Genomic DNA, 23,850 nt, shown 5'->3' with positions numbered 1-23,850 from the left:
TCCCGCCGCACGGCCGGACGGTCCGTCACCTGACCGATTCACGCCCCGGGACGGCGAGTTGTCGCTAAGGTTCATCCGATAGTCGGCGCAAGGTACTTCGGGGGCACGAGTGAGCGTTTCGGGCACTCCTCAACTGGTGTTCGTCCATGGGATCGGCGGTCCGCGCGACGCCGCCGGCGAACGGCGTGAGTGGCTCGTGGCGCTGGCCGAGGGAGCACGCGCGGCCGGGCACGCCGACGCGGTCTCCGGGCTGACGCAGGGCTGGCTGGCGGAGGTGCGCTTCGCCGACTACAGCGACCTGTTCACGGACGCCGAGGCCCAGGGCGACGGGCCCTGGACACTCGAGGAGCAGGAGGACGCCGCCTTCATGACCGAGTTCGTCGCGTCACTGGTCGACGAGCTCGCCCGGCAGGCCGCGGAACGGGGAGACCGGCGGACGGCTGCCGTCGCCGAGGACGCCCGTGCTCAGCTGCCGGGCGAGGACGGGACCGAGGAGCAGGGCGCCGGGGAGCCGTTCCGGGTACTCGGGCAGGTTCTGACGACCTTGTTGCAGATGCCGGGACTGCGGGGATGCGCGCAGTGGGCGAGCGGCACACCGTTGCTGTGGCACCTGGCCCAGGTCGGGCGCTACCTCCGCAGGCGGGAGGCCGACGGCAGCCGGCGCACCCTGGACGTCCGGATCCGCGAGCGGGTGCTGGAGGGGACGGATCCCGGCCGGCCGCTGATCGTGGTGAGCCACTCGCTGGGCACCGTGGTCGCGTTCGAGGCGCTGCGCGAACACAAGGGGCCGGTTCCGCTGCTCATGACGCTGGGGTCGCCACTGGCCACCGGGGCGGCGGTCCTGCAACGGCTGGTGCCGCAGCCGCCCCGCACCCCCGACCGCGTCGAGCGGTGGCTGAACTTCTGGGACCGCGACGACGTGGTGGTGGGCCGGCCGCGCCTCGACAAGTGGATGCTGCCCAACGCGGCGGGGGTCGTGCCGGTGACCGGCCGGGTGGACTCCGACGGTCTGTGGGTCCACACCGCGACGAAGTACCTCCGGCAGCCGGAGGTCGCCGGTCCCTTGGTCGAAGCGCTGAAGAGGTGACCGACGAGCAACGCCGGCATGTGCTGGTCGTGGGTGCGCAGTGCACGGCCATGCGCAGGCTGTCGCGGCTGGAGGAGGCCGCCCGGGCCCTGCACGATGTGCTGACGACCCCGGCACTCGGGGCGTGCACCCCCCGCACCGGCGCCCACGGCTCGCTCCTGCTCGGTTCGGCGCTCTCCACCGAGGACGTCCGTGCCGCCGTGCGCGAGGCGGTCCGGTGCGCGCGGGAGGACAACGCGGTGCTGGTACTGGCACTGCTCGGACACGGCTTCACTCCTCCGCTCCAGGCCGACCTGTACTTCATGGCCGCCGGCTCCACGACCGGGAGCACCATCTCCGCGTTGAACGTGGGCCAGTTACTCACGGACGCCGTCGACGAGCCCGGGGTCGAGGGCGTGATCGCCCTTGTCGACACCTGCCACGCGACGGGAGGCATGCCGGACATGCGCCGGATCACGGGCGGAGTCAGAGCCGGCCGTACGAGGATGTCCGTCGTCACCGCCGCGGCCGCCGGCCAGGAAGCCCGTGACATGCGCCTGAGCTTCGCTCTGGTCGCGGCGTTGCGGGAGGGCATCGGCGGAGCACACACCACGGTGTACGCGGACGCGCTGCTCATCGAGAACCTTCGCGGCCGGGTCACAGGTCAGGCCATCGGAAGGTTCGAGTACGACAACGACCCCTTCGTCGCCGAGGGGCTCTGGCTGGCCCGCAATGTGCGCTCCGCTCCCGGAGCCGGTGGCGCAGTGGTCGGGCCGGCGGGCATGGCGGACCTCGAACAGGCCGTGTCGATGTGGCGGGCGGACATGCGGCTGCCGACCCCCCGGACCCGCGGGGACCTCGATGAGCTGTACACGTTCGCCCGTGAGGGCCAGATCGATGACACGGCCGACCCGCAGTGGCGCGACCGTGTCATCCAGGTGGTGGAGACGCTCCTCACCTGTGCCGATACGGTGTCGCTCCTGAACACGGTGCTCGCCGACGTCCTCACCAGCGATCTGCTGCGCGAGGCACGCCAGTTGGCGGGGCTGCCCCCGGAGGCGGAAGGTGCCCAGCTCCTGCGTGGCCTGGTCGAGTACGCGGCGCTGCGCGCGTCGGGCGTCGATGAGCCCCGATGGAAGGCGCCCACGCGGTTCGTCGCGGCGCTGGCCGAACTGTCCGGCAGTGCGGACGTCGTGGCACGGCTGCGGAGCTGGGCCGGTGAGCTGGGGGCCGTCACCGAGTTCAACGATGCCCGGACGGAACTGGCGCGGAAGCAGCAGCAGGGGGAGCTCCGTCTCGTCGTCAGCCTGGCCGGTGCGCTGACCGACTGGCCGGAGGAGGTGGACGCCTGGCTGGTCGGCACCGGGGAGCGACTGCCGGTGCACCACCGCTTCCGGTGCGAGTCGGCGGACCGCCTGGGCACGGGCCGGGCGATCGGTGCCGTACTGGCATGGGCGCGTGGCCGGCTGCCGTCGCCTGAACAGCTGGTCAATGTGGACGTCGCGGCCCCCGCCCACCTTCTGGCGCGCTGGCAGCCCGAGGAGGAACGGGTCGGTCGCCGGTTGCTCGGGGTCAACCACGACGTCGTGGTCCGGTGGAGCGGCCGGATGGACCCGGCCGAGGAGAACGCCGAGATGAACGACGCCGCCCGCAAGGCGCTGCGCGCCATGGCCTCCTGCGGCGCCGTGTCGGTGGAGTGGATCGGGGTGTCGGTCCTGGACGACCGGCAGGGGCTCGAACGGGGCCTCATGACCGGCCGGTACGACACCGCCGTCGGGCTCGACCATCATCCCGACACCTTGCAGGACGCCCTGGAGCAACTGCTGCCCTACGCCCCGATCATCCTGTGGCCGCGACCGGGCACCCGGACGGCCGGAGCACTGCCGTCCCTGGTGCGGCAGCACTGGCACAGCCTTCCGGACGGCCTGCCCGCCGCCTACCGGCAGCGGTGGGCCCGGGAGCACGAGGGCTGCGAAGCGTGTCTGGGAGACGTACGCGCCGTCTGGCACGACGAGGCCTGGCTGGAGTTCTGCCGACCCTTCGAACAACGCGTCGTGGTCGGCCCCGAGGAGGAATGGTGAGCTGGAAGCCCTATTACCGAGGCGACGGTGAGCAGCGGGACACTCCGCTGGCCGATCCGCCCCCGTGGCGCACGTTCCCCCGTACGCCGCAGCACCGGCAGTATCAGCCACCGCCCGGTCTGACCGACGCGGTCAACACCGCCCTGCACCTGCGACGACCGCTCCTCGTCAGCGGGCCTGCGGGATCCGGCAAGTCCACCGTGATCGAGCAGGTGGCTCACGAGCTGGGCCTCGGTCCCGTGCTGCGCTGGCACATCACCTCCCGCAGCTCGCTGACGGAAGCCCTCTACCGTTACGACGCGCTGGGGCGCATCCACGCCCAGAGCCTGCGTGCGGCCATGCCGCAGGGCCGCACGGGCCGGGCGGGGCACGGACGCAGCAGGGACGACATCTCCCCGTTCCTCCAACTGGGCCCTCTGGGTACCGCTCTGCTGCCGGGGGACCGGCCTCGTGCCCTGCTGATCGACGAGATCGACAAGAGCGATCTGGATCTGCCCAGCGATCTGCTGGAAGTGCTGGAGCGCGGGGAGTTCGAGATCCCCGAGCTCGTGCGGTACCGCCGCCCCCGGGTCCGGGTCCGTCAGTGGCAGAGCGACGAGGAGCACTCCGTCGAACGCGGTCGGGTACGGTGCACACAGTTCCCGTTCATCCTCCTGACCAGCAACAACGAACGGGACTTCTCACCGGCCTTCCTGCGGCGGTGCATCCGCTACACCATGCGTCCGCTGGACGACGAACTGCTCGAGGGCATCGTCAGGGCTCACTTCGACGAGCTGCCGAGCGGCGCCGAAGAGGTCATCACTCTGTTCGCCGGTCGTGTCAGGTCCGGCGAGCACCTGGCCATCGACCAGCTGCTGAACGCCGTGGCCCTGCTCAGCGGCGGCCACGCACCCGGGCCGGACCAGTACAAGGAGCTGCGCAAGCTGATCCTGCGTGAACTCTCCCGTGTCTGACGCCCTGGCCCGCCTTCTCCGGGCGCTGAGCCAGGTGCCGCTGCCCGACGGCGCCGACGCGAGCACGCTCGCCGACGCGGTGTGGCTGGCGGCCTCCGGTGTCGTCGGAGAAGGAACCGAACCGTCGGCGGCCGCGGTGGCCGGCGGGACGGCACCGGACCCGGCGCCCGGAGAGGCGGTGCCTGCTCACGGGAAGGCCCCGCAGGACGCACGGACCGCCGGTGCGCCGGGCCCGGGGAGGACGGAATTGTCCCTGCGCCGGTCCGGGTCGGACACCACGGTGCGGGGTGTTCCGCTGTCCCTGGGACGTGCCGATCCGCTGCCGGACGCCCTTGCCGTCGGTCGTGCGATCCAGCCGTTCCGCCGGCCGTGGCGGCGTGGCGGGCGCAACAGGCTGGACATCGAGGCCACCGTGGAGCACTACGCGCGCGGTGGTCCCCTGGTGCCGCTGTTCCGCCCTGCTCCGGAGCCCTGGTTCGAGGCGGTCGTCCTGGTCGACTCCTCCCTGAGCATGAGCGTGTGGGAGGAGACCTCACGCGCGGTGATCCGGCTCCTGAACACTCTGGGAGGTTTCCGCGCCGTCCACACCTGGCGCCTGGAGTGGCAGGGCGCCGAGCCTCGCGTGCTCGATCACCACGGCCGCGAGGTCCCGAGTGCGCGCGTCCCCCACCACGGAAGCGGCACTCAGGGCAGGAGACTGGTCCTGGTGCTCTCCGACTGTGCCGCCCGCGGCTGGCACGACCCTGCGCCCTGGCTGCTCCTGCGCGAATGGGGCAGGCAGATCCCGGTGGCCCTGCTCGACCCGCTGCCTCCGCGTCTGTGGCGCCGCTCCGCCCTGAACCTTCCCGCCGTACGCGTGACCGGCGGCCGGGCCGGCGGTCACAACGGCTCCCTCCGCTTCACGGTGCCGCCCCGGCTCAGACCCCGTGAGGACGAGGAGCGGACGGCGGGGCCGTGGGCCGCTCTGCCCGTCGTGTCGTGCACCCCGCACTCCCTGGGTGCCTGGGCGAGCACACTGATGCGCGCCGACCCCACCGGCTGCGGCGCCGTCCTCGTGCCCGCCACCGGCCGCCTTCCCCGGGGGCGTACCGGCCCGGCTCCGGCCCCGTCCGATCCCGCTCTGCTGGCGGAAGCATTCGCGCATACGGCACCGGCGCCCGCCGTACGACTGGCCGTCCTCTGCTCCGTGGTGCCGGAAATGCCCCTTCCCCTGCTGCACGTACTGCGCGACCAGGCAGTGCCCGAGGCCGCGTACGCCGATCTCGCCGAGGTCCTGACCAGCGGCCTGTTCGCGGTACGACGCGTCCCGGACGGTGATCCGGTGCTGGCCCTGCACACGTCCGCCCGGACATATCTGCGGACACATCTGACGACCCACGACGCGTGGCAGGCCCGAGCCGCTTTCGGCCGCCACGCCGCAGCGCGGCCGTATTCCCCGCAGGGCATAGCGGCCGTTCTGCACGACGTGCGCGCGACGACCGAACTCCCGGTGGAGGAATCGTCGTTGGCGGACTCCGTCGCGTCCTCCTCGCGCCCGGCCGGGGGCGGGGGCGCGGCAGCCGACGCGCGGGCGGAGGCGGAGGACGTGCGTCCTGGCGCGGGCGAAGACCGGGCGACCGGTCCGGCGGACGAGTGGTCGGCCGTCGTGCAGAAGGTCAGGAAGAGCACGCGGGCTCTGCTGGGCCCTGCGGCCGACGACCTGCTCCGCGACGCCGAAATCGTGCTGCGGGAGCTGCTCGACCACGCCCGCCCGTATCTGCCCGCTCCCCCGGGACTCCTGCCGGGGCAGGAGACAGCCTTCGACCGCCTCCGCGGGCTGCGCGGCAGCCCGCTCACGCTCGCAGATGTCCTGCGAAGCCTGGCCCAGGGGTACGTCTCCACCGGGCCCGTCAGCATGGAAGTCCTCCCGGCGGACGACGTGACCGGCCGGGACATGCGGTGGCACGTCCCCGGTGGGCACCTCTACCTCACGGTCGCCCTGGCCGCGGCGCAGTCGGATGCGCACGCCGTGGAAGCCGCCCTGGCGGGCACGCCCGCGCTCGCTCCGGTCGAGTTCGTGGTGGTGCTCGACGAGTCGGACAAGCCCGACGGCCTCGTGCCTCTGGAGAGGTGCGTCGCGGTGGTCGGGCGGGAGGGTACCCGGCCGGGCGTGGTGATCGTGATCCGCCTCCAGACCCTGTACGGAGCCGCTCCGTCCGACAGCCCGGCCGAGCTCGCGGACGCCCTGCGGGCACTGCACGGCCGGGCCGGCAGCCCGACACACTCGGAGCTGATCAGGCAGGCCGCCCAGGAGTCGCCTCCCGTGATCCTGCGGTCCACCACGCTGTACGAGTGGTTCACCGGACAGAGCGTTCCCAAGGACACGGAGGCGTTCGACTGGCTGACGCGCCATCTCGTCGCACGGGCGGATCCGGAGGCCGACGCCGGCCGCTCGCTGTTCCGGCTCGCCGCGCTGCGGCATCACGCCGCCGCGGCGGAGAAGCGGCGGGGCGGCGGGTCGTCCGGCGGACGCTCACGGCTCGGCCGTCCCGTGGCCGAACTCGTCGCGGGCGCCGAGCGACTGGATCTGCCCGCGTATCACGTGCGCGACACCGACCTGCGGTTCCGGGACGTCGTGCGGGACTGCGCCGCCGGGGCGAGCGTGATGGCGCTGCTCGTGGGGCCGCCCGGCTCCGGCAAGAGCCGGTCGAGCGTTGAGGCCGCGCGCCTGCTGCCGGGCGACTGGTGGCTGTGGGAACCGGACTCCGTTGCCGAGCTGGAAGCCTGCCTGGACAGCCCGTCCACGATCCGCCCGCGCACGGTGGTCTGGCTGGACAATGCGGACCGCTACCTCCTGGACCGGTCGGACGGCGGCCGCGGCGAGCGCGTCGCGGCCGGATTGAGGACGCTCCTGCACGCGGCCGACCGCGGTCCCGTACTCGTACTGGGATCACTGAGGACCGAGGAATGGACCGACCTGACGACCGTCCCCCCGGCTGCCGACGACGATCCCCACGCACAGGCGCGCACCCTGTGCGAGGAGAACCTGATCCTCGAAGTGCGGGCGCCGCAGGCCCATGACGTGATCGAGAGGTATCTCTCCGGAACGGGTGTCGCGCGGGCCGTCGTGGACGCCGCGGTCGACGCCTGCCGCTGCGGACACGGCCCGCTGATGTCCGGCACGCTCCTCTCGGAGGCGGCCAGGGACTACCTGCGCACCGCATCGGCCCCGTCCATTCCGGGGGATGTCCCGGTCGCCGCCCTGGCCGGCCTGGGCCTGCCCGTCGTGCCACCGGGGTCCGGCTCACAGCTGTACTTCCGGCTCTCGGACGACATCGCGCGGTTCGGACGTGAGCGCCGCGGCCGTCTCGTCCCGCCCGAGAGTCTGTGGAACGCCCTGGCCGACCACGCGTCCGCGCCGGACCTGGAGGCCATCGTCCGGGCCGCGGACGAACGCGGCGACGTGGAGCATGCCGAACGCTTCCGCGCTCTCGCCGATTCCGCGCAGGCGGGCCGTGGCGGGCCCCCCGGCCAGGAGAAGCCGGCTCCCGCTCTGCGCAAGCTGCTCCAGCGCACCGACCTGTCACCGGCGCAGGCACGGGCCGCCGCCGACGAGGCCCTGGCCTGGCTGCGTGCCGGCAGCGGTACCGAGAGCGCCCAGTACGTTCTCAACGGTCTGCTGCCGCGCACCGGCCTGTCCCGGGCGCAGACGACGGAGGCCGTGCACCACGCGCTGAACTGGCTGGACGTGTACGGAGACATCCAGGACGCGACGTTCGTGGTGGCTCCCCTTCTCACGGTCACCGGACTGGACGCGAGCGAGGGCCGCCGCGTCGTGGAGCGCGCTGTACGGTGGCTCGATGTCCACGGCGAGAGTACGTCGGCACAGTTCGTGCTGCGCCCCCTTCTCCAGAGCCCCGAACTGTCGCAGGACCAGATCCACAGCGTGGCGTACCGCGCGTTGAACTGGCTGGACCTGCACGGCGGCCACCGCGCGAACCAGTTCGTTCTGAGTGCCGCACTGCGCAGGAACGACCTGCCTCCGGGGCTGCCGGCCCGGTTCGTCGCCCTGGGCCTCGCATGGCTCCGGGCGGTCGGCACGGACGCGTCGGCCAAATTCGTCCTGCGCCCCTTGCTGCAACGCGCCGACCTCGGCCCCGACGAGGTACGTGCGGCAGTGGAGCAGACGATGCGGTGGCTTCGGCGTCACGGCACCACCCGCGACGCCCAGTTCGTCCTCAATGCCCTGCTGTACAGGCTGGACCTCGCCCGGGAAGAGGCACAGGAGGCCGGAGAGGTGGCGCTCGACTGGTTGCTGGCCCATGGCCGCCACAGCTCCGCCCGCTACGTGCTCCGCCCCCTGCTGGAGCGCACCGACCTGAGCCGGGACCTGCCTCCGTGGGCCGTGGAGGTCGCGGCTGAGTGGAGCCGTGCCCGATTCGACCGCGGGGAATCGGACGAAGGTGTCCAGCAGCTGCTGACTCAGCTCGGCGGTGATCCCGGCCCCGGGCGGAGCTGCGTCGTGCTCATCGCCGAGATCGCGGGCTGCTCCGATGCCGAGGCGGCCGTCCGGGCCGGACTGCAGACCGCCCTGCACGGCGTGCTCGCTGCCGTGCTGAGAGACGTGTCGGACGTGCACTGCGAACGCCGCAGCGCGGGAGACGGCGAGGTGCTCCTCTTCTTCCCCCACGACAGCCGTCGCGCCAGTCTCGTCCGGGATCTGCTGCGGACCATGGAAAGCGCTCTGCACGAACACGCAGTGACCGGAGAGCTGAGACTGCGCGTCGCTCTGCACGCCGCCGAGGCCGGCCGCGACGAGGAGGGCCTGCGCGGCCAGGCGCTCGCGACAGCTGCCCGGCTGGTGGACTCCGCGGCGCTGCGTGCCGCTCTCGACGCGGGAGGCCGCTCCCCGGTGGCCACGGTGGTGTCGGCGGAGCTGTTCGACATCGCCTTCGCCGACGACGGGCCGCCGGCCAGTACGTTTTGCCCGGTCTACATCACGACGAAGGAGAATGCCCTACGGGCCTGGATCTCGGTCTCCGGTTTCGAGGAACCGCCCGGCATCGAGGCGTGGACGCTGCGGACTCAGGGATAGCCCGCAGCGTGACCTCGCGGGCGGCTCACACCTCAACGACCGAGGGCCGGTCCCGGATTTCTCCGATACCGGCCCTCGGTCCACGACTCTTTCGAGTCGGGACGACAGGATTTGAACCTGCGACCCCTTGACCCCCAGTCAAGTGCGCTACCAAGCTGCGCCACGTCCCGCTGCCAGTCCCCCGGTCCTGCCGGGCGGCTGCGCAGGACAAACATTACCTCACTCCGTGGACCGGATCGACGCCCGTGCCTGCTGGGCGCGGGCTGCCAGTCCTTCGGCGCCGCAGGCCGTGGCCAGCTTGTGCGCCCGGGCGAGCTCGCGCGGCGAGCGGGTGGCCACGCCGTGGTCGAACAGGGCGAGCGCGAATTCGTAGCCGGACGGCGATGCCTCCAGGTGGCGGACCGCCTCGCCCAGGAGGTCGACGGCCTCTTCCGGGCGGGCGAAGAGGGCGACACAGCGCAGCGCCTCGCCGATCGCCGTTTCCGTGCCGAAACGCTCGGCGTGCACCCGGGCGGAGTTGGCGAGCTGCGCCGCACGGCCCGGGTCGTCGTCGGCCAGCGCCCGGGCCAGGTCACCCGCCCAGGGGCCCCAGATGCCGTTGAACCTGCCGCGCGGTTCGAGGGCGTGGCCGGCCGCCTCCAGTTCCGTGACGGCTTCCTTCGTACGGCCTTCGGCGAGCAGCAGGCGGCCGCGGACGCACGGGGCGTCGGGCAGGACCGTGGCGCTGGGATAAGGAGGCCCGAAGTCGTACTGGTCGGCGATCTTGCGGGCCTCGGTGATCCGGCCACGGGCCAGCAGGGTGTCGATGAGCAGACAGGCGGCGTCCCAGTGGACGGGCAGCCCGCTGCCCACACGGTCGGCGAGCCTGAGCCCCTCGCGCAGGAAGCCCTCCGCCTCGGCAAGACGGCCGCGACGGCGGTGGACCAGGCCCAGCAGGGTGTGGGCGAAGGCCAGGTGGGCGCCGCTCCAGCCGGAGATCTCGAAGGCGCGCACGGCCTCGCCGAAGAGTTCCTCGGCCCGGTCGAGTTGGTCGGTGAAGGCGTAGGTGATGCCGAGCAGAGTCGGGAGTTCGAAGCCCCACTCGGTGTCGGTCCAGCCAAGGCCGCGGGCCGGGTGGCCGTTGACCAGGGCGCGTTCGCACAGGTCGACGATCAGCTGGGCGTTCTCGCCGCGCAGCATGGCGTCGAAGGCGCGCAGCGTGAGCAGTGCCCGTTCGGCGTTGTCCCGGCCGGTGAGGTGGTCGGCGTTGGCGGCGAGCCTGCGGGAACGGCCGTGGCCGTCCTGCTCGGTGGCCTGCATGCCCTCCCAGAGGAAGTGGGCGGCCTGCAGACGCATCAGGCCCGGGCCGGGCGCCGTGCGTTCGGCCTCGGCCGCCAGCGCGAGTGCCGCCTCCTTCAGCTGGTTGTTGTGCGACAGCGCGGCTGCGAGCCGGAACGTGGCGTCGACCCTCAGGTCGTCCGCGAGGCCCGGCATGTCGAGGGCGGCCCGCAGGTGCTGCACCGTGGTGGGCGGGGAGCTGAGGAGCGTGGCGCAGCCCAGTTCGTAGAGCAGGGTGGCGCGCACGTCGGGGCGCGGAGGTTCCTGGAGGGCTCGCTCCAGGCAGCGCCTGGCGGCCTCGGGGGCGCCGACCGCGAGGTGCTGATTGGCCGCCGCACGCAGCTGTTCGACCAGTTCCTGGTCGTCGTCGGGGTGGACTTCGAGCAGGTGGCGGGAGGCGGCGGCCGGGCCGAGTCCGGCCCTGGTGATCGCCCAGGCGGCCCTGCCGTGCATGGCGGTGCGGGTGGCCGGCGGGATGGAGCGGTACACGGCGGTTGCGATCAGCGGGTGCACGAACTCCAGCGGGTCGAAGCCGCTGACGATACGGGCCTCGCGGAGCCGGGCCGTGCAGTCCGCCGCTTCGGCGGGGCTCATGCCGGCCAGGGTGGCGGCGAGGTCCTGGGAGATGTCCGTTCCGAGGACGGCGGCCGCCCAGGCGAACCGGTTGGCGTTGGTGCCGAGCCGTTCGAGCCGGGCGACGAGGCCGCTGCCCCGGGCGGACGCGCCGAGTTCGCGCAGCAGCCCGGCGGACTCCTCCAGCGGGGGCAGCTCGCGGTCCTGGACCTTCGCGACGAGTTCGACCGCCTCGTAGGGGTTGCCGCCCGTGACGGCCCATACCTCGCGGCAGAACGGGTCGTCCGCGTGCTCCCCGAGGGCTGCCCGGACCAGTTCGGCCGTGGCGTCGGGGGTGAGCGCGCGCAGGGCGACCCGGACCTGCGCCGGGTGGCTGCCGGCGGCGGTGCGCTCGGCCTCGCGGGCCGCGAGCTCCTCGGGGCGGTGCGCCTGGACGACGAGGACCTTCACTTCGCCGAGCCGGGCGGTGAACGAGGCGAGCCACGCGAGGGATTCGCCGTCCGCCCAGTGTGCGTCGTCGATGATCAGCAACAGCGGACGGTGGCTGAGCCGGGTCGCGAGCCGGGAGACGACCCAGTCGAGGCCGTCGCGCACGCCCTGCGGGTCGGGCTGCGGCCCGGTCGGCTCGGAGAGGCCGAGGGCGGGTGCGGCGATCTCGTACCAGGACCCGAACAACGCCTTCACGTCGTCGGCGGGCAACTGGTCCAGCGCGGGCTGCAGCAGTTGGCGTACGACGTGGAACGGCACCGAGGTGACCGTCTCTCCGCCGCGGGCGGACCAGACCGTGCAACGGTCGGCCGCCATGGCCCGGATCTCGGCCAGTAGCGCTGTCTTGCCGATGCCTGCTTCGCCGCTGAAGATCAGCAGCCCGCCGGCCGCCTGCGCGCCGCACAGTGCGTCAACGGCGTGTGCGGCGGCGGCGATTTCCGGTTCGCGCTCGTACAGCGGCCGGGACGGCTTCATGCCTACCCTCCCCCAAAATCGTTTTCGGTGACAGTCGAGACTAGTCGTGCGCGGGGGCCCACCGACAGTAGTTCGGGCAGTTCGTCGCAGGTGCGAGGCACAATCGAGGAGTGGACGAGACTCGCAGGGACCGTGACATCGAGGGCCGGGCGCACAATGCGCGCCCCCGGGACGGGCTGGGGCGCCCTCTGCCGTACGGCGCGGCAGGGGTCGAGCGGCAGCCCGAGGGTGTGGTCCGCACCCCGCAGGAGACGGTTCTGGAGGCACAGCGACTGCTGGACGCGGGCATGCCGTTCCATGCGCACGAGGTCTTCGAGGACGCGTGGAAGTCGGGCCCCGGCGCGGAGCGGGAGTTGTGGCGGGGGCTGGCCCAGCTGGCCGTCGGGCTGACGCATGCGGCGCGGGGGAACGCGACGGGCGGGGCACGGCTGCTGCGGCGCGGGGCGGCGGCACTGACGGAGTTCGCCGCGTCCGGCGATAACGGGGTGGCCGGTACCTCTGCTGTCGCGGTGTACGGGATCGGCATCGGCCCGCTCACAGGCTGGGCCACGGAACTCGCCGGGCGGGTGGAGGAGGCGGGCGCCCCGGCCGTAGACGCGGCCGCGGAGGCACCGCGGCTGCGGGCGCACGGCTGACGGCCGAACCGCACCGCCCGGCCCTCGCATCGCCGAACTCGGCCTGCTTTCCCTCCCCTTGACCAAGAGCGGCGAACAGTGCCGTGCGAAACCATTACCATCCGGCTTCATGAGCACTTCTGACCAGGACCAGGACCAGGCCGTGGACGCACCGATAGCCGCACCGGGGGACGGCGGCGCCGCCGAGGACCGGAGACTGACGCCCCGGCAGGCGAGACAGCTGCGGATCGTCCTCTCCTCGGCCGGGATGGCGGCGATGGCCGTCGTGCTCGGACTGCGGATCGCGAGCCGGTCCTCGGTCCTGGTCGTCGGGGTGTACGGGCTCGCGCTGATCCTCTGCGGGATCGTGATCGAGCTCAGCAGGAACGGCCGGACCCGGCTCGGCAGCTGGCTGCTGGGCATCGGCCTGGTGGCGGCGATCGGTTCGGACTGGCTGCTGATCCCCTGAGGACCCGGCCGATCCGCTGCCGGACCGGTCAGCCGGCCGAGACGCACACCGTGCCACCGAGCGGATCGGCCCGGTCGATCCAGTCGGCGGCCAGCGGGAAGGGCCGTCCCGGCCGGACGGGACGCAGCAGCCGCCGGCGGTACAGCACCCGTCCGTCCTGACGGACCACGAGCAGCGGGGCCGTCAGCGGCCGGACGGTGCGCAGGGTGAAGCGGTTGTGCGCAGGCCGGGCGCCTTCGGGGCAGAGCAGGTTGGGCGCGATCCATTCCAGTGGCGCCGCGACAGTCAGCGCGAGCCGCCCCGACGGCCAGCTGCCGGTGGCCGGGCCGGTGGTCAGGTGGCGTCGTACGGGAGCGGCGAGGGCCCGGCCCTCCGCCGCGGCGGTGCCGGCGCTCTCCACCGCGTGGAGCAGGTTCCCCGCGGCGAAGACGCCGGGGGACCCGGTGCGGAACGCGGCGTCGTGGGCGGGGCCACGGGTACCGGGGTCCAGGGGCACGTCGCCGCGCCGCGCGAGTTCGTGGTCGGGGATCCAGTCGCCGGTGAACACGACGGTGTCGCACGGCAGGGTCGTCGTGCGGCCGTCCTGGTGGCGCACCGTGACCCCGGTGAGCCGGCCGCGGCCTGTCAGGGCCGTGACGGTGGTGCGGGTGAGCAGCGGGGCTCCGTGGCGCGGTCCCAGGGCAGCGGGGATGGCCGGCGGGCGGTCGGTGACCCGGGCGACGACGTCGACCCCGGCGGCGTGCAGGGTGCCCGCCGCGGCGATGCTGACCGGTTCGTCGCCGATGATCACGGCGCGGGTGCCGATGTGCTGGTGGTGGACGTGGACGGCCTGCTGGAGTTCTCCGGTGGTGTAGACGCCCGCCGGGCGGGTGCCGGGGACGAGCCGGGCGCCGCGCGGGCGTTCGCGCGCTCCGGTGGCGAGGACGACGGCGTGTGCGGTGATCCGTTCGAGTCCGCCCGGTCCGGTGGCGTCGAGGGTGAGGGGGCCGGACCAGCCGGTGACGGTGATGCCGGTGCGCAGGGTGGCGCCGGCCCGGGTGGCCGCGGCCGTGCAACGGCGGGCGTATTCCGGGCCGTCCGTCCCGCGGCTCGAACGGCTGCTGCCGAATCCGGCGTGGTGGCAGTGGCGTGGGATGCCGCCGGCGGTCTGTTCGCGTTCCAGGACCTCGACGCGTCGTACGCCGGATGCGGCGAGCTCGGCGGCGGCGCCCAGTCCGGCGGGTCCCGCTCCGACGATCAGCACGTCGACGGTCCGCTCGTGTCGGGTCATGGCCGGGTCCTCTCGATCAGTGCGCGGAGCCCGGCTCCGCAGTGGAAGCCCTGGCAGCGCCCGTTCCCGGCCCTGGTCCTGCGGGCCAGACCCGCCACGGAGCGCGGCGGGAGAGTCGAGGCCAGTGCGTCGCGGAGTTCGCCCGCGGTGACGCGTTCGCAGTGGCAGACCAGGGTGCCGTACGCCGGGTCCCGGGCGATGAGTTCCGCGTCCAGGTAGGGGCGCCGGCCCGCCTCGCCGAGGCCGGGCATCGTGAGCGGGGCCGGTTCGACGGGCTCGCCCGGGTCCAGTCCGGTGCGGGCGAGGAGGGTGGTGACGTGGTCGGCGATGGCCATGGACGCGGTCAGGCCGGTGGAGCGGATGCCGCCGACGGCGACGTAGCGGAGGCCGGGGTACTCCTGGATCCGGTAGTCCTCCTGGCCGGTGGCCGCCCGCAGTCCCGCGTAGACGGCGGTGACCTCCTCGTCGAGGAGCCGGGGCAGGATCCTGCGGCCCTTCTCCCGCAGCAGGGCGATGCCCTCCTGCGTCGACCCGGTGGCGGTCTTGTCGTCCAGTTCCTCGGCGGTGGGGCCGAGGAGGACGTTGCCGAAGACCGTCGGTGCGACCAGCACGCCCTTGCCCGCGGCGGTGGGGACGGGGAGCAGGATGTGGCGGACGAGGTCGCGGGCGAGTTTGTCGAACACGATCAGCTGGCCGCGGCGCGGGGTGACGGTGAAGACGTCGTGGCCGAGCAGACGGTCGATCTCGTCGGCGTGCAGTCCGGCGGCGTTGACCAGGAAGCGGGTGCGCAGCGGCCCGCGGCCGGTGGTCAGGGTGTGGACCGCGTCGCCGGTCCCGATGTCGAGGACCGGGCAGTCCAGGTGCAGGTGGACGCCCGCGCGGACCGCCTGGGTGGCGAAGGCGAGGGGGGTGGTCCAGGGACAGATGACGGATTCGTCGGGCACCTCCAGCCCGCCGAGTGCTCCCGGACCGAGGTGGGGTTCCCGCCCGGCTACTTCGTCGGCGGTCAGCAGCCGGGCCGCGTGGTAGCCGTTGGCCTCGGCCTTGGCCAGCAGGGCGGGCAGTGCGGCGAGTTGTTCCGCGTCCCAGGCGACGAGGAGGGCGCCGACGCGTTCGACGGGGATGCCGGTCCGTGCGGCGTACGCGGAGAGCCTGCGCCCTCCCTCGCGTACGAGACGGGCTTCCAGTGAGCCGGGGACGGCGTCGAAACCGGTGTGCAGGATCGCGGTGTTGGCCTTGGACGTGCCTTCGGCGATGTCGTCCGAGGCCTCGACGAGGGCGGTGCGCAGCGGGTAGCGGGACAGCTCGCGGGCGATGGCGGTGCCGACGACGCCCGCTCCGATGACGGTGACGTCGTACGGGGCTCCGCCGGGCAGCGTGGGCAGCGGATCACCGGCGGTCGTGACGGTGTGCGTCATCGGGTGGCTCCGGCAGGGCTCATGACCGTTCCCATCGGGCCACTCCGGCAGGGGCCCATGACCGTTCCCATCGAGCCACTCCGGCAGGGCTCATGACCGTTCCAGGAGCGTGGCGACGGCCGCGCGGAATCCGGCGAGGCGCTCGGCCGCCTCCGCGGGGCCGATCCGTGGTTCGTAGACCGCTGCCGGCTGCCAGGCGGGGACGGCTTCGGCGAGACTCAGCCCGGGATCGAGACCGATCCGCGCCAGGGCGCCGGCGCCGAGTGCGGTGACGTCGGGCAGTGCGGAGACCTCGACGGGCCGTTGCAGCAGATCGGCCTGGGTCTGCATGAGGAGTGCGGAGCGGGTGAGGCCGCCGTCGACGCGGAGCGCGGTCAGCGGCGAGCCGAGGTCGGCGGCCACCGCGTCGGCGAGCTCGACCACCTGCGCGGCGATACCCTCGCACAGCGCACGCACCAGGTGGCCGGCGGTCGTGTCCAGGCTCAGGCCGGTCACCGAGCCGCGCAGGTCGCCGCGCCACCAGGGGGCGGCGAGTCCGGCGAGCGCCGGCACGAAGGTGACGCCACCGGAGTCGGGAACACCGCCGCCCACGGGGTCGAGGTCGGCGGCGCCGGAGATCACGTTGAGGTCGGTCAGCCAGCGGACCGCGGAGGCGGCTGTGTAGACCTGTCCGTCCAGGCAGTAGCTGGTACGCCCGCCCAGGCGCCACGCCACGCAGCTGACGAGCCCGGTGGAGCCCCGGCGCGGCACGGGCCCGGTCTGGGCGAGCAGGAACGCACCTGTGCCGTAGGTGCACTTGGCGGTTCCCGGCTCCAGGGCGCCCTGGGCCAGCAGGGCGGCCTGCTGGTCGACGAGGAGTCCGGTGAGCGGGAGTTCGCCGCCGAACGCGGTGGTCGTGCCGAACATGCCGGCGGCGTCGACCACGGCCGGCAGCCGTTCACCGCCCAGCCCGAAGACGTCCAGGGCGGCGGGCGACCAGCCGACGTCGTCGAGGTCGAGCAACTGGGTGCGGCCGGCCGTGGCGGCGTCCGTCACGAACGCGCCGGTGAGCCGGTGGACCAGCCAGGAGTCGCTGGTCGTCACGACGCCCTCCCTGGTCCGTTCACGGCGGATCCAGGCCATCTTGGGCGCGGCGAAGTACGGGTCCAGCGGCAGGCCGGTGAGCAGTTTCAACTCTTCTTCGTGCGAGGCCAGTTCACCGCAGATCCGCTCGGACCGGCGATCCTGCCAGACGATCGCGTCGGTCAGCGGTTCCCCGGTGTCCGGGTTCCAGGCGAGCACGGTCTCGCCCTGATTGGCCAGGCCGACGGCGGCCACGGGTTCGGCGGCGGCGGCCAGCGCCTCGGCCCCGGCGTCCAGGACCGAACCGAGGAGCTCGGCGGGGTCCGCCTCGACGGCTCCCCCCGCCCCGTACCGCGGGCGCACCGGGGCAGAACCGGAACCGATCACGCCCCGCTCGGGACAGATCACCAGCGCCTTGGTCCCGGAGGTGCCCTGGTCCACGGCGAGTACCGGGCCTGCCATCGGGTCTCCAGCGGGACGCAAGCACGGGGCTTGAACGGAATCGTGATCTTCGGTCGCGGAACCCAGAGTGGTGCAGCCCGGGGACTACGTCAAGCGCCCGCAAGGCGTGCGCCCGGAACCCGGCCCCGGAACTCAACCTCCTGTTTGCACACGTGACTTGAGGAAGATCCACGATTCGCTCCGGAGTTGGGCACGCAGGGCTCTACACTCACCGCCGAGCAACAACCGGACGCTTTACAGCAGTTCATTTTTCAACTGCTGCTTCACCCCCCACGTCCCGAGGATCGATGAGAACGACACCATGCGCCGAGCACATCCATGGCCAACAGTGACTTCCGGCCGGTCTACCATCCGGCCGGCCACGACAACGAACTGCGCTCCGCGTTACAGGACTTGCGCACCGGACGCTGGCTCTCCATGCGCGACCTGCTGGAGAGCACCCCTGACTGGGCCCTGTGGACCCAGCGGACCCAGGTACTCGGTGCGGTCGCCGCGGGATCGGACGCGGTACAGGCCTGGCTGACCGAGGAGCCGCGCAGCGTCGCGGCCACGGTCATGCACGCCCGGGTCGCCGTGGAGCGGGCGGTCCGCGCCCGCCGCTCGGACCATCCCAGCGGCCAGGAACTGTGGCAGGTGGCCTGGGAGGCGTGCCGCTCGGCCGCCCACGCCTCACCCGCGGACCCGGTGCCCTGGGTCTGCCTGCTTGCCCTGTCCCAACTGGACGAGCGGCAGCGGCTGGAGGAGCACCGGCTGCACCCTCCGGGGCCCATGCTCTTCCCCGGGCCGTGGGGCCTGCTGGCGGAGGCGGACAAGCGCGACCCGTACAACCGCGAGGCCTACCACCGCATGCTCCAGTTCGTCTATGCGCGCCGGGCCGGCGGTTCCCTCTCCGAGGCGGTCAACTTCGTCCAGTGGGCGGCGTCCTCGGCGCCCGACGGATCGGCGCTCCATGTGCTGCCGCTGTATGTGCGGGTGGAGCGCTATCGCCGCGAGCACGGCCACGAGAAGGCGCTCGACCTGCACTGGGTCACCGAGGACGCGGAGCGCGAGGCCCTGCGCGCCCTGGAGATCTGGTTCCACCGCACCCCGCGGGCCGCGCACACGCTGCTGGATCTCAACCATCTGGCCCACGCGCTGTGGGGTGCGCTCCAGTTCGCCGACGCGGCTCCCGTGTTCCGGGAGCTCGGCCCGTACTTCACGTCGCTGCCCTGGGCGTACCGCACGCGTACGCCCAAGGACCCGGGCGGCGCCGAGGAGGTCTTCCTGCGGGCCCGCAGCCGCGCGCTGTCCGCCGTCCGCGATCCCGGCCGGGGGCCGCACGGCTGAGCGCGCGATCGCTCCTCCCGCACCTGTGTCCCGTTCACTCCCTTTTTCCTGCTCACGGAGGTCTGCCATGTCCTTGTCCACCTCGAACCGGAAGGGCGCCGACGCCGCCCCGCCCAAGGACGAGGAGCAGCGACTGCGCGAACTCGGCTACCAGCCGGTGCTGGCCCGCCGCATGGGCGGCTTCGGCAACTTCGCCATCAGCTTCTCCGTCATCTCGATCCTGTCCGGCTGCATGACCCTGTACGGCTTCGGCATGTCCACGGGCGGGCCGTCGGTGATGCTGTGGGGCTGGGCCGGGGTCGGGCTGTTCGTGCTCTGCGTCGGCATGGCACTCGCCGAGGTCACCAGCGCCTACCCCACGTCCGGCGCCCTGTACTACATGGCGGACCGGCTCGGCGGTCGCAAGTGGGGCTGGTACACCGGGTGGCTGAACCTGCTCGGGCTGCTCGGTGCGATCGCCGGCATCGACTACGGCGCCGCGCTGTTCACCGGCGCGCTGATGAACCTGCAGTGGGGGTTCACCCCCACACCTGGCAAGACGATGATCATATTCGTCTGCATCCTGCTGCTGCACGCCGTGCTGAACCTCTTCGGTGTCCGGCTCGTCAGCGTGCTCAACTCGATCAGCGTGTGGTGGCATCTGGCCGGTGTAGCCGTGATCGTGTCCGTGCTGGCCATCGTGCCCGACCATCACCAGTCGCCGTCGTTCGTCTTCACCGAGTTCGTCAATGACACCGGCTGGGAGAATCCGCTCTACGTGGCGGCGATCGGTCTGCTGCTGGCGCAGTACACGTTCTGCGGCTACGACGCCTCCGCCCATCTGTCGGAGGAGACCTCGGACGCCTCGGTCTCGGCACCGCGTGGCATCGTCCGTTCGATCTGGGTCTCGTGGCTGGCCGGGTTCGTGCTGCTCGCGGGGCTGACGTTCGCCATCCAGGACTATGCGGGCACCCAGGGCAGCGCCACCGGAGTACCGCCGGCCCAGATCCTGATCGACGCGCTGGGAACCTCGGGCGCCACCGCGATGCTGCTGATCGTGATCGCCGCGCAGCTGTTCTGCGGCAACGCCGAGGTCGCCGCCACCAGCCGGATGGTGTTCGCGTTCAGCCGGGACAACGCGCTGCCGGGATCCTCGGTGTGGCGCAAGGTGAGCGCGCGCACGCAGACACCGGTCAACGCCGTGTGGCTGTCGGTCGTCGTCGCCGGAGTCCTCGCCCTTCCGTCGCTGTACTCGGCGACCGCGTACGGGGCGGTGACCGCGATCAACGTCATCGGGATCACGCCCGCCTACGCCATCCCGATCTATCTGAGGCTGCGCGCGGGCGACCGCTTCGAGCGCGGGCCGTGGCACCTGGGGCGGTGGTCGAAGGCGGTCGGCTGGATCGCCGTGGTGTGGGTCGTCATCGTGACCGTGCTGTTCCTGCTGCCCCAGCGGTCTCCCGTGACGATCGACTCGATGAACTACGCGTCGGTCGCCCTGGTCGCCGTGCTGGTCCTGGCCACCGTGTGGTGGTTCGTCGCCCGTGGTTCGTACGGCACGCCGTCGGCGTACGGAAACGCGCGCGAGCAGGCGGAGATCGAGGAGGGCATCGTCTGACGGACGGTGTCCCGCTCGTCCGCCGGCCCTTCCGGATCACCGCGATCCGGGAGGGCCTCGCTACGGGTTCAGCAGGAGCTGGAGGCCGCCCAGCACGGTGGCGGCGATGACCAGGCGTTCGAACAGCCGCTGGTTGATGCGGTCCACGCACTTCCGGCCGATCCACGCGCCCGGGAGGACGAAGAGCAGCAGGCAGGCGTCCAGCAGCAGGGACCGCGCGTCGATCAGCCCGAGGCCCACGCTGAACGGCACCTTCGACGTGTTGACGATGAGGAAGAACCACGCCGACGTGCCGAGGAAGCCGAGCTTGCGGAACCCCGCGGAGAGCAGGTAGAGCGACATGACCGGGCCGCCCGCGTTGGCGACCATGGTGGTGAAGCCGCCGAGTACCCCGTACGAACGCGCCTTCAGCCGCTCGGCGGGCGTGGGAGGCCCGGCTTCTCCGGCCGGTTCCCCGGCCGCGTCCGCGGTGCGGCGCCGCCAGACCGTGACGCCCGCCATGAAGATCAGGATCGCCCCGATGGAGGTCCGTACGGCGGCGTCGCCGGCCCACATCATGAACAGCGTGCCCGCCACCACGCCCGCGGCGACGGCGGGGAAGAGCCGGAGCAGGGTCGGCCAGTGCGCATGGCGCCGGTAGGTGAGCACGGCGAGCACATCACCGGCGATGAGGATCGGGAGCAGCACTCCGGTGGACTCGCGGGCGGGCAGCACCGCCGCGAAGACCGCGAGACTGATCGTGTTGGCACCGCTGACGGCCGTCTTGGAGAAGCCGACGAGTGCGGTTGCCGCGGCCAGTGCCGCCAGTTGCCAGAGTGTGAGGGTGTCCATGCCAGGGACAGATCGTAATCCCCCTGATGTCCGACCTTGAAGGAGCCCTCACTGCCGCATGGCTATGCTGCGCTCCAAGCGATCGCACAAAGCGTTCAAACGCACAACGCACAGGGGGCGAGCAGCATGCGGGAGCCGGTTGAACTCAGGCGTCAGCGAATCCTTGCGGTGGTGGAGTCGCGCGGCGCCGTCAAGGTCAGCGCGCTCGCGGACGAACTGACCGTCTCCGTGGTCACGGTGCGGCGGGACGTGGAGGAGCTGGCGCGGGCGGGGCGGCTGCGGCGCGGACACGGCGTGGCGCGGCCGGTGCGCGATCCGGCCGCGGTGCCCGCTCCCAGGGGCGGTGATCCGGTCGGCGACGGGGGCGCGGTCGCCCTGGTCGTACCGGAGCGGCATTCGTATCTGTACGAGACGCTGCACGGCGCCCGGACCGTGCTGGAGGAATCCGGGATCCGTATCGCGCTGTACCTGGCGCCGCAGTCGGCGGACGCCGAACGCCCTCTGGTGGAGCGGGCGTTGGCGGACGGAGCGCGCGGACTGCTGATCGCCCCGCGATGGCGCAGCGTGCATTCCGAGGAGCTGGACTACGACTGGCTGGCGGACGCGGGTGTGCCGACCGTGCTGATGGAGCGGCGGCCCCGGCCGGGCAGCACTTTGCACGCACTGGACTCGGTCTGTTCCGACCACTGGTACGGGACGCATCTCGCCGTGGAGCATCTGGTGTCGCTGGGCCACCGGCGGATCGTGCTGGCCGCCCGGGACGACAGCCCGACGGCACGCACGGTTCGCGCCGCGTTCGCCGAGATCGCGGCCGCCCACCCCGACGTCGACGACTGGACGGTGGTGCTGAGTTCGCCGGACGCGGTGCCCGGGCCGGGCTCGTCCGGAGCGGGCCCGGCGCCCGGCGCGCCGTCCGGGAACAGGGACGACGTGCCCGCCCTCGATCTCGCGGCGCTGCTGCGCGGGCGCGGGGCCACGGCCGCGGTGCTCCATGGCGACGTGGACGCGCTGATGCTCGTGCAACGCCTGGCCGAGAGCGGGGTGCAGGTGCCCCGCGACTGCTCGGTGGTGGCGTACGACGATGTGGTCGCCGCGCTGGGCAGCACGCCGCTGACCGCGGTGGCGCCGCCGAGGGCGGAGATCGGCAGGGCCGCCGCCGAACTCCTGCTCCACCGGCTCTCCGGAGCGGCCGGGGCGCTCGGCCCGGTGCGCCGGACGCAGGTGCTGCCCGCGTTGAAGGTACGGGGATCGGCGCAGGCGATCACCCGGATCATTCCCACCACGGCCTGATCGTTTGACCGCTTTACTTTACTTCTGATCGATCTATTGACCGCTACCGATCAGCCGATCAGTATTCCCCGTGTCTTCATTCAGGAGCCGCGGGAGGCGCACATGCCCGGTCGACACAGCCGTCGATCCGTGCTCGCCACGATGACCGCCCTACCTCTGGCAGGCGCGCTGAGCGCTTGCAGCGGTGGCGCATCGGGGGCGGACAGCACGAGCAGGACCAGCACCACCGGCAACAGGGCCGGCCGCAACGCCACACGCATCACCTTCTGGTCCGCCCTGCGCGGCAGCCAGGAAGTCGTCGACGCGTTCAACCGGACGCACGACACGATCCAGGTCGACTTCCAGCAGATCCCCTCGGGGCCCATGGGCGGTTACGCGAAACTCAGCAACGCCTCCCGGGCCGGCAACGGCCCGGACATCGCGACGATCGAGTACCCCCAGCTCCCCGGGTTCGCCATCGACGGCGTCGCCCGGGACCTCACGGACCTGGTGAGCGACTCGCTCCGGTCCAAGCTGCTGCCGCAGGCACTGGACCTGACCACCTTCGACAAGCGCGTCTTCAGCCTTCCGCTGGACGTCGAGCCGATGGTGATGCACTACCGCGCCGACCTCTTCGAGCAGTACGGGATCGAAGTCCCCAGGACCTGGGACGAGTTCGAGGAGGCGTCCCGCACCGTGCGCCGCAAGGCACCCGGCCGGCGGCTGTCGGCCTTCGCCACGGACGGCGGCGCGCAGTTCGCCTCGTTCGCCTGGCAGGCCGGTGCCCAGTGGTTCGATACCCGCAAGGGCGCCTGGAACGTCTCGCTGGCCGACGAGCCGAGCCGCCGGGTGGCGGCCTACTGGCAGCGGATGATCGACCAGGACCTGGTCTCCCTGACCCCCGTGGACAGCAGGGCGTACGACGCCCTGCTCAGCGGCGGCAAGCTCCTGGTCCGGCTCAGCGGCGCCTGGGACGCCGGGGCGCAGATGAAGGCCCGGCCCGGCCAGAAGGGCCAGTGGGCCGTCGCACCGCTCCCCCAGTGGAACGCGGGGGACGGGTCGGTCGGCACCCATGGCGGCTCGACCTTCGCGGTCACGAAGGACAGCGAACACCCCGAAGCCGCACTGGAGTTCATCGAGTGGCAGGTCTCGCACCCCGACGCGCTGAAGGCCCGGCTCTCCAGCGGCGCCAGCAGCCAGTACCCGGCCGCCCCCGGTCTCGTCGCCGTCGGGCGCGCGGCATTCGACCGTGCCTACTACAACGGCCAGGACATCTACACCCTGTTCGACCAGGAGGCCCACAAGATCCGGGACGGCTGGATCTGGGGTCCACGGATGACGGCGACGCTGAAGGTCATGCAGGACGGCTTCGCCAGGGTGAGCGGCGGCCAGGGCTCGTTGCTCGACTCCGTGCGCGCGGCCCAGCAGGGCACCATGCCCGACCTCAGGGCGCTGGGTCTGTCCACCTCCGAGCACAGCAGCTGAGCCGCAGTCCGTCCCCCTTC

Annotated in this window: 15 protein-coding genes and 1 tRNA gene; 10 read left to right on the top strand and 6 right to left on the bottom strand. The window is 72.4% G+C overall.

Annotated features, from left to right (window positions below; genetic code table 11):
- The first annotated feature begins 109 nt into the window (after positions 1 to 109).
- Genes ACIQMX_RS37485 through ACIQMX_RS37470 form a run of 4 tightly spaced genes read left to right on the top strand, consistent with a single transcriptional unit; the run spans position 110 to position 9,174 of the window.
- A complete protein-coding gene (locus ACIQMX_RS37485) occupies positions 110 to 1,087 on the top strand; it encodes a hypothetical protein (RefSeq protein WP_363076664.1) in 978 nt (325 codons plus the stop codon).
- Positions 1,084 to 3,147, top strand: coding sequence for a hypothetical protein (locus ACIQMX_RS37480; protein WP_402484956.1), 2,064 nt, complete (start codon positions 1,084 to 1,086; stop codon positions 3,145 to 3,147). Before ACIQMX_RS37485 ends, ACIQMX_RS37480 begins: the two co-directional genes overlap by 4 nt.
- Positions 3,144 to 4,100 (top strand): MoxR family ATPase, encoded by a 957-nt coding sequence (locus ACIQMX_RS37475; protein WP_363076697.1) that lies wholly within the window; start codon positions 3,144 to 3,146, stop codon positions 4,098 to 4,100. The genes ACIQMX_RS37480 and ACIQMX_RS37475 overlap by 4 nt, the downstream gene beginning before the upstream one ends.
- The gene (locus tag ACIQMX_RS37470) at positions 4,093 to 9,174 is read left to right on the top strand and encodes an SAV_2336 N-terminal domain-related protein (protein ID WP_402484953.1); all 5,082 of its coding nucleotides are present in this window, start codon (positions 4,093 to 4,095) and stop codon (positions 9,172 to 9,174) included. The genes ACIQMX_RS37475 and ACIQMX_RS37470 overlap by 8 nt, the downstream gene beginning before the upstream one ends.
- A 96-nt stretch (positions 9,175 to 9,270) precedes the next feature.
- Here ACIQMX_RS37470 and ACIQMX_RS37465 read toward each other — a convergent pair.
- Both ACIQMX_RS37465 and ACIQMX_RS37460 read right to left on the bottom strand, forming a co-directional pair.
- Positions 9,271 to 9,344 (bottom strand) — tRNA-Pro (locus ACIQMX_RS37465).
- A 49-nt stretch (positions 9,345 to 9,393) separates the two neighbouring features.
- Positions 9,394 to 12,027 carry an ATP-binding protein gene (locus ACIQMX_RS37460; RefSeq protein ID WP_402484950.1) on the bottom strand — a complete coding sequence of 878 codons (2,634 nt, stop codon included), beginning with the start codon at positions 12,025 to 12,027 and terminating at the stop codon, positions 9,394 to 9,396.
- 110 nt (positions 12,028 to 12,137) lie between these two features.
- Between ACIQMX_RS37460 and ACIQMX_RS37455 the strand changes: the two genes are divergently transcribed.
- Together ACIQMX_RS37455 and ACIQMX_RS37450 are read left to right on the top strand one after the other, a co-directional pair.
- The gene (locus ACIQMX_RS37455; RefSeq protein WP_363076648.1) at positions 12,138 to 12,662 is read left to right on the top strand and encodes a DUF309 domain-containing protein; all 525 of its coding nucleotides are present in this window, start codon (positions 12,138 to 12,140) and stop codon (positions 12,660 to 12,662) included.
- 58 nt (positions 12,663 to 12,720) lie between these two features.
- Positions 12,721 to 13,110, top strand: coding sequence for a hypothetical protein (locus ACIQMX_RS37450; protein WP_402484948.1), 390 nt, complete (start codon positions 12,721 to 12,723; stop codon positions 13,108 to 13,110).
- A 28-nt stretch (positions 13,111 to 13,138) separates the two neighbouring features.
- Here the strand turns inward: ACIQMX_RS37450 and ACIQMX_RS37445 are convergent, their stop codons facing one another.
- The 3 genes from ACIQMX_RS37445 to ACIQMX_RS37435 form a co-directional block, all read right to left on the bottom strand.
- Positions 13,139 to 14,380, bottom strand: coding sequence for an FAD-dependent oxidoreductase (locus ACIQMX_RS37445; protein ID WP_402484945.1), 1,242 nt, complete (start codon positions 14,378 to 14,380; stop codon positions 13,139 to 13,141).
- Entirely contained in the window at positions 14,377 to 15,798 is a 1,422-nt protein-coding gene (locus tag ACIQMX_RS37440; protein WP_402484943.1) for an NAD(P)/FAD-dependent oxidoreductase, read from the bottom strand. Before ACIQMX_RS37440 ends, ACIQMX_RS37445 begins: the two co-directional genes overlap by 4 nt.
- 90 nt (positions 15,799 to 15,888) lie before the next feature.
- Positions 15,889 to 17,322 (bottom strand): FGGY family carbohydrate kinase, encoded by a 1,434-nt coding sequence (locus tag ACIQMX_RS37435; protein WP_402484940.1) that lies wholly within the window; start codon positions 17,320 to 17,322, stop codon positions 15,889 to 15,891.
- Between the two features lie 318 nt (positions 17,323 to 17,640).
- Here ACIQMX_RS37435 and ACIQMX_RS37430 point away from each other — a divergent pair, with 318 nt between their 5' ends.
- Together ACIQMX_RS37430 and ACIQMX_RS37425 are read left to right on the top strand one after the other, a co-directional pair.
- A complete protein-coding gene (locus ACIQMX_RS37430; protein ID WP_402484937.1) occupies positions 17,641 to 18,648 on the top strand; it encodes a hypothetical protein in 1,008 nt (335 codons plus the stop codon).
- A gap of 67 nt (positions 18,649 to 18,715) precedes the next feature.
- The gene (locus ACIQMX_RS37425) at positions 18,716 to 20,245 is read left to right on the top strand and encodes an amino acid permease (RefSeq protein WP_363076636.1); all 1,530 of its coding nucleotides are present in this window, start codon (positions 18,716 to 18,718) and stop codon (positions 20,243 to 20,245) included.
- A gap of 60 nt (positions 20,246 to 20,305) precedes the next feature.
- On the opposite strand, the gene ACIQMX_RS37420 is transcribed toward ACIQMX_RS37425, so the two are convergent.
- The gene (locus ACIQMX_RS37420) at positions 20,306 to 21,076 is read right to left on the bottom strand and encodes a sulfite exporter TauE/SafE family protein (RefSeq protein ID WP_363076634.1); all 771 of its coding nucleotides are present in this window, start codon (positions 21,074 to 21,076) and stop codon (positions 20,306 to 20,308) included.
- A gap of 126 nt (positions 21,077 to 21,202) precedes the next feature.
- On the opposite strand from ACIQMX_RS37420, the gene ACIQMX_RS37415 reads away from it, so the two are divergent.
- A complete protein-coding gene (locus tag ACIQMX_RS37415; RefSeq protein ID WP_402484934.1) occupies positions 21,203 to 22,366 on the top strand; it encodes a substrate-binding domain-containing protein in 1,164 nt (387 codons plus the stop codon).
- A gap of 102 nt (positions 22,367 to 22,468) precedes the next feature.
- Complete coding sequence (locus tag ACIQMX_RS37410; protein WP_363076630.1) at positions 22,469 to 23,830, top strand: sugar ABC transporter substrate-binding protein; 1,362 nt, start codon at positions 22,469 to 22,471, stop codon at positions 23,828 to 23,830.
- Positions 23,831 to 23,850 lie beyond the last annotated feature (20 nt).

The sequence above is a fragment of the Streptomyces sp. NPDC091416 genome (assembly GCF_044756845.1).
In the GTDB taxonomy this organism is placed as follows: domain Bacteria; phylum Actinomycetota; class Actinomycetes; order Streptomycetales; family Streptomycetaceae; genus Streptomyces.
The sequence above is the reverse complement of the archived record's forward strand: the minus strand, read 5'-3'. Positions and strand labels throughout refer to the sequence as shown.

Coding starts and splice junctions, on each gene's coding strand:
- ACIQMX_RS37425 (WP_363076636.1), top strand. CDS start 18,716: ATGTCCTTGTCCACCTCGAACCGGAAGGGCGCCGACGCCGCCCCGCCC.
- ACIQMX_RS37445 (WP_402484945.1), bottom strand. CDS start 14,380: ATGACCCGACACGAGCGGACCGTCGACGTGCTGATCGTCGGAGCGGGA.
- ACIQMX_RS37420 (WP_363076634.1), bottom strand. CDS start 21,076: ATGGACACCCTCACACTCTGGCAACTGGCGGCACTGGCCGCGGCAACC.
- ACIQMX_RS37430 (WP_402484937.1), top strand. CDS start 17,641: ATGGCCAACAGTGACTTCCGGCCGGTCTACCATCCGGCCGGCCACGAC.
- ACIQMX_RS37440 (WP_402484943.1), bottom strand. CDS start 15,798: ATGACGCACACCGTCACGACCGCCGGTGATCCGCTGCCCACGCTGCCC.
- ACIQMX_RS37435 (WP_402484940.1), bottom strand. CDS start 17,322: ATGGCAGGCCCGGTACTCGCCGTGGACCAGGGCACCTCCGGGACCAAG.
- ACIQMX_RS37415 (WP_402484934.1), top strand. CDS start 21,203: ATGCGGGAGCCGGTTGAACTCAGGCGTCAGCGAATCCTTGCGGTGGTG.
- ACIQMX_RS37460 (WP_402484950.1), bottom strand. CDS start 12,027: ATGAAGCCGTCCCGGCCGCTGTACGAGCGCGAACCGGAAATCGCCGCC.
- ACIQMX_RS37410 (WP_363076630.1), top strand. CDS start 22,469: ATGCCCGGTCGACACAGCCGTCGATCCGTGCTCGCCACGATGACCGCC.